The 18224-nt window shown below is 42.0% G+C and carries 5 protein-coding genes; all 5 read right to left on the reverse strand.

Annotation, left to right across the window (positions count from 1 at the left end):
- Nucleotides 1-8: 8 nt before the first annotated feature.
- The gene (locus G589_RS0108240) at nt 9-11564 is read right to left on the reverse strand and encodes a Cna B-type domain-containing protein (protein WP_026521775.1); all 11556 of its coding nucleotides are present in this window, start codon (nt 11562-11564) and stop codon (nt 9-11) included.
- Nucleotides 11565-11730: 166 nt separating this feature from the next.
- On the reverse strand, nt 11731-13017 hold the full coding sequence (locus tag G589_RS21070; protein ID WP_051192263.1) for a sensor histidine kinase: 1287 nt from the start codon (nt 13015-13017) through the stop codon (nt 11731-11733).
- An 11-nt stretch (nt 13018-13028) separates the two neighbouring features.
- Nucleotides 13029-14351, reverse strand: a complete 1323-nt coding sequence (locus G589_RS21075; RefSeq protein ID WP_051192264.1) for a sensor histidine kinase — start codon at nt 14349-14351, stop codon at nt 13029-13031.
- Nucleotides 14339-15136, reverse strand: coding sequence for a response regulator (locus G589_RS0108255; protein WP_022767722.1), 798 nt, complete (start codon nt 15134-15136; stop codon nt 14339-14341). Before G589_RS0108255 ends, G589_RS21075 begins: the two co-directional genes overlap by 13 nt.
- A 135-nt stretch (nt 15137-15271) precedes the next feature.
- Nucleotides 15272-18073, reverse strand: a complete 2802-nt coding sequence (locus G589_RS21080; protein ID WP_051192265.1) for a hypothetical protein — start codon at nt 18071-18073, stop codon at nt 15272-15274.
- Nucleotides 18074-18224: the final 151 nt, after the last annotated feature.

Raw genomic sequence — 18224 nt, forward strand, 5'->3', positions numbered from 1 at the left:
TCAAATCATTATTTCTTGCCGGGTTTAATGCGCATATACTTGCCAAATACTGCCGAGAAGCAAAGTGCAAAGGCAATAAAGAGCATTATCAGCGCTGTAAGCGGTGTATCGTCGCCGGTTCTTACGCCCTGTATAGAACCATCGCGGGTAATCTGATCCTGAACTTTGTTGTCGTTATCCACAACTGCTACTGCTGTAGCGGCTTTACTACTGCTATTGCTGTCGCTGTTACTGCTGTTGTCAGAATCTCCACCTGATGTTGCAGGAGCGGGTTTTGGAGGTGCATTAAACTCTACCTGTACGAGAGTCTTGGCAGGCATCTCAGATGCAGCACTTGCAAGAGTTACAACTACCGAACCTTCAAGTACTGTGAGGTGCTTAAATGGTGTACTTTCACCGAGCAGAGGACTCCAGACAGATTCAAACTCTGCAAACTCACTTTCTGAAGTAATACTATTATCAGCGTTCTTAGTGAGCTTTCCTGTGTAAGGATGCTGAATTCCTGCAGCGTCCCTGTATACAAATCCGCTAATACTTACGTGATGAGCTGCTCCTTCTGAAGAAGCTTCGTTGCTATCCCACCAGCTTATTGTCAGAGTGTCTGAATATGAATAACCATGTGTTGTATCAGGCTTAAACTCAACAGACATTGCCTCCTGAATATATGGAGTCTGATCGTTTACGTAATCATATCCATTGGAACTGTCATGAGCCATAACGGTATTATCTATAACGACACTACTCTTAAATACCTTTACTTCTCCACCTGTAAGAACTTCGCCCCTGTTGTTTGTGACAACATCGGTCGTGTTTTCTACCTTGAGGTATTTATTATGTTCATAATCAAGAAGCTGGTTTGTAAACTTCACTCTTACTGCATCTGCGGAAGCTGTAGGCACTTTGCCTGTTGCATATCCGTAGGTTCCACCGGCGGAAGAATCCGCTGCTGTAGCTTTAGTCGCATTTGTATCGGTAACAGTAATCTCTTTTACCTCATATCCCGCATGATTAGGATTCTCGGTAACAGTGTACTGATACATTGTATTGATGCCAACAAGAGCAGCAACCTTGCCCGAAGGGATCCTGATAGTTCCATCTGATGATGACAGCTCAATCCTGTCATATGCCGGCTCAGTAGCCTTAGCATCAGTCCTAAGATCCTCATCGCCGATAGAAGCATCATACAGATAGTACTTGCCGGTATAAGGAGCTACTGTATTATCAGGTCTTGTAAAGCTTACCTTGAACGGGAATGCATAAGTTGTAACTGTCTCACTATCAGTTCTCTTCTCTATCTTCTTCTCAACCAGCAGCACACCATCACTCTCCATCGCGGTATTGGTAATGGTTGTTGCAATCTCGTCGACGCCATAAGTGGTCTGATAGTAATTCTGAATTATAAATCCGTTCTCATAACGTGTTTCAACATCCTCAGTGATCGTGTAAACAATCTCTGTAGGATTAGCCACGCTTGCGCCTGTACCATACGCATACTTAGGAAGTCCTGTAAATACGTATGTCCAGGTATTTCCATCGCTGCTCTTTGTAGGTGTCACATTGAGGTTCTTGTTTGTGATACGAGCATTGTTGTACTTAATGTAACCTGCAGCTTCATCTACGAAAAGAGTGATCTCAGCCGGTCTGATCTTCTGCGCATCAGAGTTATCATCCCAGATCTTAACTGCTGTAATACTCTTGGTGATCAGCGTATTAGTGATAACCGTCTTATATGCGTCAGATTCATAAGTAGTAACGTAACCTGCCTCAGTTCCGTCGTTGGTCTGAGCATACTCAGCATCTGCTGAAATCAGGCTGTATCCGAGAGGAACAAATGGGCTTCCGCCTGCATTGGTCTCAAGGAATCTGTACTCATATCTTACAGGATCAGCTCCCAGAGCGTATTCCACGTAAAGTGGCAGATTCTCAACCGAAGCACTCCAGCTATTGGTCTCATTCAGCTCTATAACTGCCTGTCCTGCTACATCAGTCCAGTTCTCCTCAGCTGTAGTCTTTCTCTGAAGCTTTACATATGTGCTATTCGGCCTTGTGACGAACTTGTTTGAATCATCGCTCCAGACCTTCTCTACGCTTGCAGTAGTATAAGGGGTATTGATTATCTTTGTTAAAAGAGCTTTCTCCGCATCGCTCTTTACCTGCTGTTCCTGTACTTTTTCGAAGTCCGTGCCGTTGTATAAGTAGTATTCCGTAGCAGCCCCGTCCACAGTGGTCTCAGAAATGTAGTAAACGATGAAATCGCCGCTCTTGTTCTTAAGCGGAAGATCTTCAATCACTGCCTTCCAGTTAACACCTGCATTGAGGTCTCTGCTGTATGGAGTGCGGTTCTTTTCTACAACTGTAAGATCACTTGTTCCATCATCTGTACCGGTCTCAAAATTCCTTGAAAGAAGCTTAACTACTACATCCTTCTTCTGTGAATCAGTATCGGTGTTCCAGATCTTTTCAACTTTTATTGCCTGGTCTCTAAGTACAAGATAGTTAGTTACTTCACTGGTCTGAGATGTATCAGAACCAGCGTATACATAGCCATCATCCGGTAAGAGCTCTGTTATCTCTTTTGCCCTATCTCTTGTGTAAGCAGGGATAGAAGCCGGTTCTGCAAGTCTGTACTGATACTTCGCAGGATTTGCCCCATCAGAAAGCTCGTACAGTGGAAGCTTATCGATTGTTGCTTCCCAGGATCCGGTAGCGTTCACATCAACCGTAGGACTTGCTGTCGAATTGGTCGTATGAAGCTCCTCAGCTGTCACATTTGCCCACTCTCCGCTTCCGATCCTTCTCTGAAGTGTAAGGGGCAGTGATTCAGGTCTTAAGCCAAATCCATTGTCGTCATCTTCCCAAACCTTTCTTCCGGTGATCTGAGTAAGTGGTGTATTTACGATCTTAAACTCAAATGTTCCTGTTCCACTGCTCTTTGCATTTGCCTTTTCTACCTTGGCAAAGCCTGCGCCATCCTGAATGTAGTAAGCTGTGTCATATCTTGGATCAGCATCCTCTTCTACATAGTAAACAATCTCGTTTCCGTCCTTGTTTACTGCAGGAAGTCCGGTGAAAGTCTTGCTTAAGTTGCTTCCTGAAAGTGTAGCTGTAGCGCCGGGAACATCTGCATTTGCACCTGTTCCTGTTCCGTTTACAAGGTTCTTGGAATAAAGCTTAACGCTCACATCATGCTTGTCTGTTTCGCTATTTGTATTCCAAACCTTGTTTACTGTGATATCGCCTCTTGTAATGAGATAGTTGGTAACTGCGCTGGTCTGAGCTGTATCAGATCCACCATATTCATAACCGTCTTCAGGTGTAAGGTCAGAGGCAGCTTTTTCAATATTTCTTGTGTATGCATTAGGAATACTAAGCTCTGCAAGTCTGTACTGATACTTCACAGGGCTTGAACCGTCTGAAAGCGCGTACAACGGAAGCTTATCGGTTGTTGCTTTCCAGGAACCAGCTTCATTTACTGTGACAACAGGGCTTGCACTTGCATTGGTCTTGTGAAGCTCATCAGCTGATACCTCTGCCCACTCTCCAGCTCCAATTCTTCTCTGAAGTGTAAGCTCAACTCTTGCAGGTCGTAGGCTGTATTTATTATTTTCATCTGACCAGATCTTGCTTCCCGTGATCTTGGTAAATGGTGTATTTACCACTTTTACGTAAAGAGAATCGTCAGTAGTTCCGGTAGTATGCTGGAGTGCATCAACGACTGCTACTCCGCTTGCCGGGTAAGTAGCACTACCTGAAGCATACTGTGTCTTGTAGTCGCCGGTTGATGTCTCTTTTACGTAATAGACAATAGTATTGCCATCCTTGTTGTACATTGGTAGGCCGGCATATTCGCACTCGCCTTCATGTCCAAGGGTATTAACGCTTCCTGTAAAAGTAACGGGCTTAAGGCTGCTCTCATTGGTAACAACGCCGTTTGCACCGCCCTCAAAGTTAGCACTGTACAGAGTCACGTCCACGTTCTTGCGCTCTGCCGCGGAACTATTCCAAATCTTCTTAACATGTATAGATCCGGTCTTCTTTATAAGAGTATTGGTGATATTTGTTGTGTATACTCCATTCGAAGAGCCAAACTCATGCGCAATACTGTAGGATCCGCCATTTCCGGCAAAAGAGCTATTGAGTTCGGTAGTTCTACCACCAATTGCAATTTCAACAACTCTGTACTGGTATTCAACATTTTCTGTGCCATTAAAGAAGTACTTCGGAAGATTTTCAAATGTATATGTCCAGGTATCTCCGCTTACTTCAAAATTAGAGATTGTCCTTCTGGTTACTTCGCTCCAATCAGTTCCGTCGATAGACTTGTCAATCCTTAGTGTAAGGTTGGTTGGTCTTATACCGTATTTATTGGAGTCATCTACCCAATTCTTGGTAACTGTAAGACTTGTTGTAGCATTATCTGTATCCAGCTGGTTTACAATCTTCTTAGTTGCTCCGCCTGCAATTGTCTCAATGATTGCCGGATTATAAACCTTGTAGTTTCCTGCTTCTACAGGCTTGAAAAAGACATCCGTATCCGGTGTGGTTTCTCCATGCGGAGTCCATTTGGCTGTCATATCACTGCCGGGAGCAGAAACCGTAATTGTCTGATTTCCTGTCACGATCTTAGTCTCGACTACCTTGTACTGATAAACAGCACCTGCATTTCCGGCATTTTCATCAGGTATAGGAATATTAGCAGTTATAGGAAGTCCGCTAAATGTAGTCTTCCATCCATTTGAACTCTTAAGCTCTACATTCTCACGGCATATGGTCCAGCTTCCGCTTTCACCAACTCTGTAGTAAACATCAAACTGTACAGAGCCTTCTCTCATGCCATAGTCGTTGTTAAAGTCATCCCATCTCTTTTGAACGGTAAAACTTCCCTTAAGAGAATTGGAAAGTGGTGTACCAAATGTAATGATATGAGCTCCGGCTGTTGCAGTCTGGGAAATAACTGATCTGCTTCGTGTATAGTTTGCCTGAACAAACCCCGAATTCAAGGTCTCTTCTACGTAATATTTGTAGAGATTACCGTTAGCAGAATACACAGGCGCATATTTGTTTGTATTAAATGTAATGGTATAATCCCACTTTACGGAATCAGCATTGGAACCACTTTCATCCACTGCGACAGAAATTGTATAATCTGTGCCCTCAGTAAACTCCAAAGTATCATTATTGTCTTTTCCTGACTGAGTAACTGCCTTGGCGTAGAGCTTGATATTCAGCGCCTTAGTACCTTGTGCAATACCATTCTCAATATCTACAGAAGGGACAAGTGATGCTTTCGTTTCAGTTGGGGCATTTCCGACATTCCACTGTTTGCTGAATTTGATGGTCTGGATGTTTTCCGATGTTTTGTATACGTTTGTAAAGGTTGCTGTTCTCTCATTTGGATCATCTAACTCTGTAAGTCCTATTCCACGATTTTCAAATGCCACGCCTATATACGTGCCATCTTTGCTCATTGGTATATTATTACCTGTCACTGCTACCGAAGATTCATATCCCGGCATGTCATCAATCATTTCAACCGCATAGTAGCAATACAACTTTCCACTTGGTGCAAAAATAGGGAAATTTTCCCAACGAATAGTATTATTAGTAGTCTGATCATTTGTGAGATATACATTTTCGAATGCCACAAGCTCATCATTGTCTATATCAAAATTCAAAGCTGCCCATGCAGCTGCGCCCTTTTCAGTAGTACTTAAATCACTTTCAACGTATTGATCATTTGTATATCCACGACCATCAGAATTAGTCTCTTTTCTGTAAAGCCTGAATGTCGCTTTGGCAGGTTTAATGGTATAGTTGCTGCTTATATTCCAAACTTTAGTAATTATAAAGTTTCTCTTATTATGTGAATCCGGAACATACTGATTCGCCAGATCCGTGTTGTTATCAGTTAGTGAATAAACCGGATGCATTACTTCTGCCGGAAGCTCATGGTTGAAGGTATTATATATTACTTCACGGACACTGTATTTATACTGATATCCCAGATCATCATATTTAGGGAACTGAGCATACGAAGCAACTCCGTCATTACTGTATTTACCAAAAGCATACATAGCCTTGGACGGATTAAGTTCACGAGGAGATGCAGAACCATCTTCCGTCGTACCGGAAACAGCTTTTGCCTGATAAATTTCCATCTTCTGCTCTTTTGTCTTATCTTTAACTTCTTCGTCAGATGGCACTTGATTTGTTGTATCATGCTTACTGGATCTGAACAAATAAATATACGCATTTGGCAGCTTATCCTTGTCAATGCCTTCAGGAACGCCCTGCCACAGCTTACGTCCCTCAATCTGGATTGTGTCTGTAATGCCTGTAACAGTAAAACTCTCCTCCTGCGTAAGTGGAGTTGATCCATCATTAGCTATCACACTATCCTTCTCGAGCGAACTTAATGCCTGTAACTGGATCTCACCATCAATTGTTTCAACCTTTACAGCACCGGTATTATATTCTCCATTCCCATCAAAGAGAGGGTCTGTATAGTGATCAGTATCATAGTCTGATGTCGCATTATTCAGAGTTTCAGCTACATAGTAGGTATAGACATTACCATTTTCATCAGCGATAGGAAGTCCACTGAAAATAGCCTTCTGAATATACTTATCTCCCTCAATAACGCTCTCCCAGCGCTCAGTATACTCGCCCATAACCGAGCTGTTGTACAATACTGGAGGATCATTTTTATTAACACGGTAATATAGCGTAAGATACATATCAGGTCTCTGATCGCTCTTAGCCTTGTCATGCCAGATTACATAGAAATCAACTTCACTTCTTGCACCTGAAGCCTGGTTTGTGTACTTATAGCTATCTTCGATGCGCACACTATTCACATCGCTGTAACCAAGATCCGCCGATCCCTCCACCGATTTATATACAGTAGTTACAGGATCTACAGTTACAACGTAACCAGATTTTGTTGTATCCTTAGTAGCATTTACATCCACAAGTATCTTAGAAGTAAGCGTATCCAGATCCAGCTCTTGTCCGTTTTCACACTGCATCTCTCCGGTTGCAGGCGTACCCTTGCAGATATACTCTTTAACGCTGTACGTATAGTTATTTCCGTTCTCATCGTAAGCAGGATAATACTGCTCGAATTTCACTTCAAGATCAGGGTTTAATTCGTTGCCAACATAAGTACGAATATCCCTATAGGCAACCTCAGTCTCAACACCGCTCACTTCTCTGAACAGTGCAACTCTGAGGAAATCTCCTCTGCTCTTTAATGCATTTGCTGAATCCTGCCAAACCTTTGTGAAGGTAAAAGACCTTCCGGCAACCCTTGTATTTGTGATAGTATAGCCGGTTCCTGCATCGTTTCTTACGATGTTAACCTTATATCCGGGTCTGAAATAATTGCTGCTCTCATCAACAATAGCTTCAATTACACCGGTAGTTGTATTGCCTTCAGTAACCCTGTTCTTAATCTCTCTTTCTACGGTACCGTTTTTCAAAGTGGCCTGAATATTCAGATGATTCTTTATAGCTGCAGCTCTAAGAGCCTTTCTCTCATTCTCGTCAGTTTTGCCATTATATGTCGCTAACTCCGATGTTGTCATGAACTTGGTAGGATCCACCCAGACATGACTCTGATAATCATTTCCGGCCGTAAGTGTCATACTGTATTCTGATGGCACAAAGGTTGAACCATCATAAGTTCCAATCTTAATAAGAACGTCTCCTCTCTGAGAATAATCAGAGTCGTCCTTCCATGTCTTGCTTACATCGATTCTTATGGATGATGTCTGACTTCCGGTGTAGTTCCTTACATAAAGCCTAATCTCCTTACCGGTAATACTTCTGTCGTACTCTTTACCGTAAGTCTGCTCAGTAGCAACGCCTGTCTCTTCGATCGTATAGTTGTACTGTCTTCCTTCTTCATCATAGGCAGGAACAACTATAGCTTTAGTTTCCCAATATGCGCCGTCTGCAGATGTGGTATATGTCTTATTCTCAGCAACAACCAGTGGATCACTGCAATCCAGTGTAAACGTTCCGGCACTGCCTTTTTCATCCGTTTTGTTTGCAGGCTTTTCAAGCACTATTGTTGCATAGGTTGCACCATCACGCTTAAGCGCTATTGTTACATTACCCGTTTTACTGTCTTTATCTGCAGCACCTATATCCCAATCACCGGACCACTGTTTTCTGATATAAACATTCTTAGTACCATACAGCTTGTTGACCACTGTCGCCTCAGCTGACTCAACACCGTTCTCATCAACAGTAGCCTGATACTCAGTAGTTGCCTTGTATGTGTAATTGTTCAGCTCATAGAGCGCACTAAACTTATTTGTTCCCTCTTCCTGCCAGCCTTCAGTGTTAAATACCGCATCAACGCCGCTTCCTGATTGAACAGACTTCTCAATAACTCTATATTCGTATCTTCTTCCAAGCTCATCGTAAAGTTCCTGAGACTGGAAAGTTCCTGTAACCTTCTTCTTTGATGATGAAAAACCACTCAGCTCATGCTCAGCAACATACACCCAGTTATCTCCATCCTTCTTCTGAAGCTCAAATACACAGGTTGAAGACACATAATCGGATATTGCAGATACTTTCCAGTTCTTAGTAACAGTAGGCGCAATCTTTCCGTTTCTTACATTGCAGAGTTTTCCGCCATTCTTGACAGCCTTATCACTTGAACTGCCTGTAAAATCACCGGTCTGATTCCAGTAAACAGTCTTGTACAGCTCTGAATTTGAAACCTCAGTCACATAATATACGTACTTATATCCCATCTCATCGTAGCTTGGGAACTTCTCACCGGAGACAGCAAAATCAGAGAGCCCGATATTGATAGAATTTACGCTCACATCTCCTGCGTCATCATCAGCCTCTAATTTATATGTATACTGAACAGCATTATGAGTAACAGGAGCTCCATCCTTCATTTCCTTGTTAACAGGATATCTCCAAAGATACAGAGTAATTCCCTTTGTAATAGCAAGTTTTCTTCTGTTTACGCTCTCTGTATCATTGCCGTCGTACCATACTTTGTCAAAAGAGAATTCGGCATCACCGATAACAGTGGCATAAATGAACTCTCCGGAAAGACACTTATCTGTGTCTGTTGATGCTGTTCCATTATCATAAGTGAACTTAAATGTAGGCGGATTAGTTGCTCCGCTGTATGTATAGGTCTCAGCCATCTTTGTATAGTACACAATGGCATCACCGTTAGCAGCATATAAAGGAAGTCCACTGATTGAATATTTCCAGGTAACATGTGTATCAAGCCCATCGGTTTTCTGACCTTTTGTCCAGCTGACTGTATAGCCCTCTGTAACCTCTGCCGGATCATCACTTCCAACTGCCTTATACAGCTTCATTCCTGCATCGGTAAATAATCCACTATTGATCATTTCAGGCAGCTCTACTGCATTTTCCGCACGCCATACAATAGTTCCCGTGATAGCATCCGTATATGTAAGCGTAAGCTTTGCTGTAGTGCCTTCAGAAAGAGCTACATATTCCCCTGAAGCCTGATAATACTGCACCGGATAGAACCCATCGACAAGTTTTGCGTAGTAGCTGTATGCTACACCTGCCTCGTTCTTCTTAGGAAGGTTTTTAAATGCTACATTCCAGGTACTAAAAGAGGTTCTGCTTACAGATGTTGGATGTGCACCATCTACCTTGACATAAGAACCTCCGTCCTGGTAATAGACATAAATTTTACTCAGAATAGTTGGCACATCGTCAGCATTAATCTCATCCTTTGTGGAATAAGGACGATTATCCGCATAGTTTCTGTTATCCTGCCACTCAAGATTAAAAGTGGGGCTTGTGAGCTCCATGATCTTATTGTTTATGGTAATAGTATATGTGCTCCAAATCTTATCATTGTCATCCTTGATGGGATTCAATGCATAATAACCGGACCCCGGAAGATTCTCAGGTGTATAACCATCAACAGTCTCAATCTTGATTCCGTAAAAGCCCTCAGGTATCTTATATGTACCCTCTCCACCGGCTGTCTTATCACCTGTTCCCTCCTGGATGCATACAGGGATTGAATCAAAGCTTGTAGAAATAGTTGCGGTTGTCTTACCTGTACCGGGATCATCAACTTCAGTAATGGTTATTTCCTTAGCCTCACCAATTATGAAAGCCTCAGTGCTGGCATTTTCACCGTCTTTGACGTTCATATTTGCGATATTGCCGTACAGAGTCAGCTTTATCTTTGATGTGCCTTCTGTGATAAGTGAAGCGTCTGCAAATTTAACCGTTACGGCCTGATTAAATGTAAGTCCTGCTGCAGGTTCAACGTTATCAGTTACACCGGTTCCCTTTAAAGCTGTTAATGCTATAGGTGAAAAGCTATCCATTTCAAACTCAAGCTCTCCCCGATCGTTGACCTGTGTCTCTACGACTTCCTTTTCGCTCTCATCCGGGAAATGAACAAGCTCAAATGTATCATTTTCAAGAACTTCTGTCTCGATATCTGCAGGAGGAGTCAAAGTCACCTTTACAGACTCATCGGGTTCTATCTCTTCTCCATCCAGCATTATACATACATCCAGCGCATACAGGACAACCCTGCTAGGATCATCCAAAAGACTCTCAGCTTCGGATATGTCAATTGGTGTTACCTGCAGAGTACTTCCAACAGGGAGATTTCCCTCTACTCTAACGCCTTCTGCCTCAAGAACCATGTACTCAAGAGGCACTTCTTCCTTCAGAATTTTAACTGTGATAGTAGGTAAAAGAGCTTCTACCTCATATAAACCAGAAATAGCAGGCACATAAACAAACTCAGCCCCTGCTTCATCAGATGAGAATTTGTCAAAAGAGCTGTTCTCTTTATCAAGTTCCCACTTAACATTTTCAATTGTTATGTCTTCAGTTACAGTTACGATCTCTTTTACGATCTCATACTGTTCTTCTTCAGGCTCGCCTTTCTTATTCTCAGGATTAGCCTCTGGCTCTGTCTTAGGTTCTTCCGGCTCTTCACTCTTATCAAGATCAGCTTCGTCAGAAGCCGCATAAGCCTTGATAGCAGGGAAGATCATGCCAATGAGGCCCTCTCCGGACTCCTCTGATGCATTGTCCGCAGGCTCTGGAGTCTCTTCAGGTGCAGGCTCCGAATCAACTGCCGGTTCTGGTGTTTCATGCTCAGGTATCCCGGGCTCCGGCGTTACGGGCTCCGGTGTTACTTCCGGGTTCTGCTCCGGATCTGCGTCAGGATCTATATCCTCGGGAAGGTCTTCATCGATTTCTTCGGTAGTAGCCTCAGTTGACGCTTCTCTATCAGGCTCAACTTCCTCATCCTTCTCGATCTTTTTCTTTGTCTCTATTTCCTCCTGATATGTCACAGTGACATCCAGTGTATCAGGGAATATGATATCCTCTTCGGAGGCACCAATATAAAGAGTTTGACGGGCAATCTCCTCATCAATCTCCTGTATATTCGTTATGGTCTTCCTTGGCCCGTCTTCACCAATCTCAGCAAAAACTCTCAAGTCTACGCTCGAAAACGTAAGAACTGCGCTAAGACCGATTGCCATCATCCTTGAAAATGTGTTTTTTCTCATAAATTCTACCTTCCGATGCAAAACATAGTACTCCCCTCCCTTCTAAGATGATACCGACCGGCCGGTCACAAAAGCGTCACAAATCTCTAAAATACGGCACCTCAACTCTAAAATAAACATAAAAAGAGCCTGAAATTTTAATTCCAGACCCTTAATGATTTGTTTATTATTTTTTCGGCATCGTGATGGTTGCTGTGGTTCCTTCGCCTCTTTTACTGTTATATTCAAGCTTTCCGCCACACAGGCTTTCAAGTCTGTAGGTGGCTGCATAGATTCCGACATGTTTTCGCTTGCCATTTTTTCTCTCGTTTTGAGCGACATCGTCATCGCTAAAACCAACTCCGTTGTCCGCGATGGTAACTATGATGTTACGGTCATCTTCCCTTGAGGAAATCTTAATGGTTCCTCCTCCGACCTTCTTTTCAATGCCGTGTTTTACTGCATTTTCAACGATTGCCTGTAGCGACAGCGGCGGAACCGAAAAGTCCGTTGCATCAATATCGTACTCTACCTCCAGCCTGTCTCCAAAGCGAATCTTCTCAATTTCTACGTAGTTTTTGACATACTGTATCTCTTCTTCGAAAGGTATCAACTTGTGACTATCCAGGTCAACAAGATTCGTCCTGAGGTACTGTGCAAAGAGTGCGATAGCTCTTTTTGCCTCATCTACAGAGTGATCACAAAGCACGTAGATAGAGTTTAATACGTTGTAGATAAAGTGGGGCTTCATCCTGCTCATGAGAAGGTCCGTCCGAAGCTCCGACATCTCTACCATCTTCTGTCTAAAGAGCATCTCTTTTGCATTCTGAACAAATACCTGAATGATGATAAGGGATAGCGATATCATAAGAGGCATCAGAGTAATGTCTTTTAAGAAACCTCTAATAAGAGAGCCTATTAGCGGACCTGCGATAAACAGGATAAACGCTATGGTTTCACGCTTCCGGAAACTCTTGACCCTTTTGATCAATATGATAACCGTAATAAGAGTGGTGACATATCCTCCAACCTGGCCCAAGTAATACATAGGACCGTGGCTCACAGCTTCTGCATTTTGAGTATAAATGCTTCCGGTGAAATCGGAAATAAACCAGAATAATCCGTATATAAAGCTGATGATCAACGCAGATTTTGCAAGAATACTTGTCTTATAGCCTTTTTCTCTGTCATACAGATCAAGATATATAGTGAAATGGCCTATTATCAGGAAGTAAGCAAGATCGCTTATTCCGGCTGCCAATGACTCCAACCCGGGATTATGTTTGTGCATCGGTATCAGCAAATAGCTGTCCCAACCTCCGGCAAAGAGCATGATCACACCAAGAAAAAGCATAACGTAAAAGACCCTTACACTCCTATCACTTACATCTCGGTTGACTTGCAGATTGCCTACCAGAATAATCGCAAGTATTACAGCCGCATAAAGCTGTATATACATGTTTACATGAGCCATATAAATACCCCTTATTTGTCTTTATTGGGAATGATTATTTCAACCGTAGTGCCCTTTCCGGGTTCGGAAAAGACATTCATCTCTGAATTTTCCAAAATCTTTAGCCTGTCTCTTACGTTTGATATGCCAATCTTTTCGGTCGATGATTTATCCATAGCATTATATTTCGCCAAATCAAACCCAACACCATTGTCAGCTATGATTATTTTGACGAATCCATAGCCCTCTTCTGTTCTAATGGTAATGACGCCCGGGTCGCTTGGATTTTTCTTGCAAACACCGTGTTTTACTGCATTTTCAACAAGCGGCTGAATTGTCAGAGGCGGAATATTGAAGTCAGCGACTTCAATGTCATACTCTACGACAAACCTGTCACCAAAGCGAGCCTTCTCAATTTCAAGATAAACATTGGTATGATCAAGCTCTTTTGTAAAAGGTATTGTCTTACCCGAGTCGATGGAACCAATATCGGTTCTCAAATACTCCGAAAGATTATTGATGAGTTTCTTTGCTTTTGGCGGATCCTGGTCGCACAGAACATAGATGGAATTTAATGCATTATACAGAAAGTGAGGTTTTATCTGGGATAGAGCAATTTTCGTTCTGAGATCTTCCAGGATCTTTTCCTGATTCTCGATAAAAAGACTCTGTTCCACCATAAGCTTTGTATTGGAATTAACAGCCTGCCCAAACAATATGGCAGAAGCTATGATAATTGCAATGTTTGAAAGCGAGAAGCCATATATGAATATCTGGAGAATAGACGCGATCAGAGGAAGAATCACAAAGCTCATAATAACAATAAAGCGCTTTTTCTCTATGTAATTTCTCTTTATGGCCAGATAGACTATGGTTCCTGCAGTTTCCAATAGTATCAGTGCGGACCACACTCCAAATCCCGCTCCTCTGTGATAGAGGTTTGCGACCGGATCAATACTGAAAATATAATTCCTTGATTGGGCGATCATGTAGAACAGACCGTTGAAGGCACCAATACCGGTGACCACCATAAGCATCCGGTGGGTTCGATACTCTTTTTCAACAGAATAAACAGTATAGGCCATGACTGCCACAGGCAGAAAGGCATTGCAAAGAATGGTGATATAGTTTGAAATAACCAGAATGGAGTGCGAAAGAGATCCGGGAACTCCCCTGAAGAACCACGCAGCCGCATCAAAGAAGAGCATCACACCGACTATCTGCTCCAGAGCACCAAGAGTGCGATACTGATTACGTATTACTGATTTACTGAGGTAGAGGTAGATTGCAACTGCAAAGGCAAAAAAGCTACCCCATAATTCCAGACAAGTATAAAAATACTTTATTTCCGGCACTTTTCTTCCTCCAAAACGGAGATCCTATCTTCTCCCCAGCTGTATTGAGACATATATTCACCGTGGAACGAGCCTTTGGCAGCCGCTCCACCTTTTTGGAAATCGTAGAGATCGCATTTTACCTTGCTTACATCAACACCAAGCATTCCGCGCTGCTTGACAAGCACATCTTCAGCACCGCTTTTCTTTAGGGTGTTTGTAAGGTCAGACTGAAGGTTTCTCATATATGAAGTACGGGAAACAAGATCATCCTCATCCTCCCAGAGCACACTCATCAGCTCACCTACAGTACACATCCTGCCTTCCTTGTCCACAAGGATTGCCAAAAGCTCTTTACTCTTGCTGTACGCAAACTTAAGTGGCAGGTCATCAACAAAGATCTCGAACTTGCCAAAGGTCTTTATGACAACGCCATTGCCATCTTCTTCAATCGGACGCCTTAGATTTGCAAGCTGCTCCCTGACCTTGTCCTCGGTGGCAGGCTTGGTTATATATCCGCTGGCATACAAAGCGAAGGCTTCTTCCATATACTCTTTATAACCTGTGGAAAAGATAATGTTGATATCCGGATGGATTTCTTTTAACTGCTTGGCAACTTCGATTCCATTGGTGTCGTACATTTCGATGTCAAGAAATGCTACATCCACCTGATTGTCTTTGGCATATGCTATGGCAGGCTCCACCAAAACGAAGCCGTTTACTTCAGCATCCGGCGAAACTTTACGGATTGTATTACAAATACCCTCCATAGCAAGTTTTTCGTCATCCAAAGCTATAATATTCAATAAATCACCTCGCAAAATCGAATACAGACGGTTTTTTGAAATTACAGACACTTCATATATATTATATCGTCTTTTCGATTCAAAATAAACAGGAGACCTTTAGGTCTCCTGCCGAAGTTTTTTATTTACTTTGAATTATCTCTCTTCATCTCTTCTTCTCATAGAGATAACTACGATTACCATGAAGAGGATTGCAAGGAATGTAACTACATACATTACTACGTTTGTATTTCCATTGTTATATGTAGGTGTTGTTCCTGCTGCTGATCCGTAAAGTGTTCCTGATGCTGCATTCTTAGCAGACTCTGCAAAGTTATCATCGTAGATAACAAGGTAATCTGAGAATCTGTCTGTCTCGATTGTCAGTGTCTCATCGTTATCATCAAGGTCTCTAAGGATTGTGCACTCGCCATCATGGTTTCTGATGATGAAGAATGTTCTTCCGCTCTGTACAAGGTTTGCAGGTACATCGATTGCGATTCTTACTGCATCCTCTGTCTCAGGAATGTACTGCCAAGCACCGTTGTTACGACGCTTCTCAAGTGAAATGTCAAGGTATTCGCCCTTTGTAAGTCCTGCAAAGCTGTCCTGAACTGCTACCATTGCATCGTCAAACTGGTTCTTGTGCTCCTGGGAAACATTCTCTTCGTTAGGATTGATACGAAGTCTGATCTCCATTGTATCGCCGTTGTTTACGTAATTGAGCTCTGATGCTGTAAGAACTGATGCTGCAAGTCTGTCTGCGTTCTCAAGTGTGTAGCTTACCTGTGACTCGTTTGCTGCAAGGTTCTTATTTCTTGCACTTGAATCTGTCCACATTCCCTCACCTGACTCTGAGTTTGCAAGCCATGACTGAACGTTGATGAGGATTGCGCCGTTACCTAATGTAGCCTTTGCTGTCTCTGTGATTGAAGAAGCAATCTGGTTTACAGTCTTCTCAAGCATTGCAAGAACATCTGTCTTCTCGTTTTCTTTCTTTGTAAGGTTGTTGAATATTTTCTCTAATGCATTATCATTCTCTTTGCGAAGCTTAGAGTCGTCAGTTGTTTTCTTTGATGAGCCGTTTTCGGTTGAATGCTTCTTTGTGTTGTGTTCTGTCTTTGTCTCTACTACTACAGGCTCTTCCTTCTTAACTTCTTTCTTAGGAAGGAATACAGGGTACACTTCCTCTGGTCCATCGTATGTATCCTCATATGCTACATAAGCCGGTCTGTTGAGCCAATCCTTCTTTCCAAGGCTTGATAAGTCAACCTTAATAGTCTTGATTGTATTTCCGAACCTGATGGAGATTGTATCGTCGCCATTTAAATAATCAAGAGTTCCGTCTTCAACAGTACATCCACCTACTAAATAGTCTTCATTGCCAATTTTAAGACTAACATCCAGATAAGTTGCGATATCCTTATCTGAAAGTTCTAAGCCCTCTAATCCAACCTTGTCAAAAGCACCTTCTTTAGCTTTTGCTGTTAAACTATCTGCTGTTACTTCAGTCTTAAGATATGTATAGACTCTTCCGAAGATGTTACCACTAAAAGCCTTCGCGCCTGCGTAGCCACACCAGTATCCCATTAAACCATTTATCTCATATGTGACACCATTAGTTGTTACCTTATAACTACCATCTTTTCCCCAATCAAGCTGATATAATGCTCCAACTCTACAGCCATCAAATCCTGTACCCTTTTCCAGAACAAAAACGTTGTTTACTTCGCCACCCTTGCTAATGTGCTGGTCATTTAACTGATCATGTGCATATGAGTTTGAAGTTTTAAATTTAGCCGGATCACCTTCACGAACAGTGTATCCTGATCCTGTCGGGAGATTTGCTGAACTTGTTGAAAGCCTTGCTGTTCCGGTTGGTACACCTATCATTGCATTTTCATCTGTAAGTGCATTATATGTATATGGTACAAAATAATATTCATTCACTTTGGTTGTATCAATCTCATGCACTTCTGTAAACTCATAGTATACTGTTGTAGATGCTTCCTTAACTTTTACAATATTTATTTTTCCGCAATCAAGGTCATATTCTACTGTATAGCCTTCTCCAATCCCTGAAAGATCGAAGTCTTCCTCTTTAAGAGTTATATTTGAATCATCATTGGTATGAAGAAAAATAGTTGTTATATCATCGCCTGTTGTTGATGTGTAGTGATTAACTGTTGTTGTATATCCTGCAAGCCTGCCTGTTCCTTCTGTTCCGTCACTTACTGTTGCGCCGGACTCTGCAGTAGTATCCCATGCAAACGTAATCTTAGGTGCCGGAGCTGGCTGCTGGACATTATTCTGATCATTATTATTTATGTTGTTCTGGTTTTCATTACTCTGATTATTATTGTTTACATTGTTCTGATTCTGGTTGTTCTGTTCATTATTGTTCTGATCGTTATTATTTGTATTATTCTGATTCTGGTTGTTCTGATCGTTATTATTGTTGTTCAGATTCTGGTTGCTCTGATCGTTATTATTAGTGTTGTTCTGATTCTGGTTGTTCTGATCGTTATTATTTGTATTGTTCTGATTCTGGTTGCTCTGATCGTTATTATTTGTATTGTTCTGATTCTGGTTGCTCTGATCGTTATTATTGTTGTTCAGATTCTGGTTGCTCTGATCGTTATTATTGTTGTTCTGATTCTGGTTGCTCTGATCGTTATTATTGTTGTTCTGATTCTGGTTGCTCTGATCGTTATTATTGTTCAGATTCTGATTGTTCTGATCGTTATTATTTGTATTGTTCTGATTCTGAATATTCTGTTCATTGTTGTTTGTATTGTTCAGCTCATCCTCGCCCACAGCGTAAGATGTAACTGATCCTGCAAACATAAGACCAAATGAAAGGAAGAAAGCAGCAAGGATATATGCAAATGTAAGCTTGCCGGTTCTTCCATTATTTGTTCTTGACTCTTCTCTACCGTTTGATGATAAATACTTCATAATGTGTTCTCCTTTACTAGGTCCTCATCCGTGAGTGAACATGTTTCGTAAACCGATGAGAACACATTACAACTGTGACAGTCACAAAAGAGTCATAAAATAGTGTGTTTTTTGTAATTTGGGGTTGTTTTTATGATTGTTTTAGAATTAG

It is taken from the genome of Butyrivibrio sp. VCB2001, assembly GCF_000423965.1.
GTDB lineage: Bacteria > Bacillota > Clostridia > Lachnospirales > Lachnospiraceae > Butyrivibrio.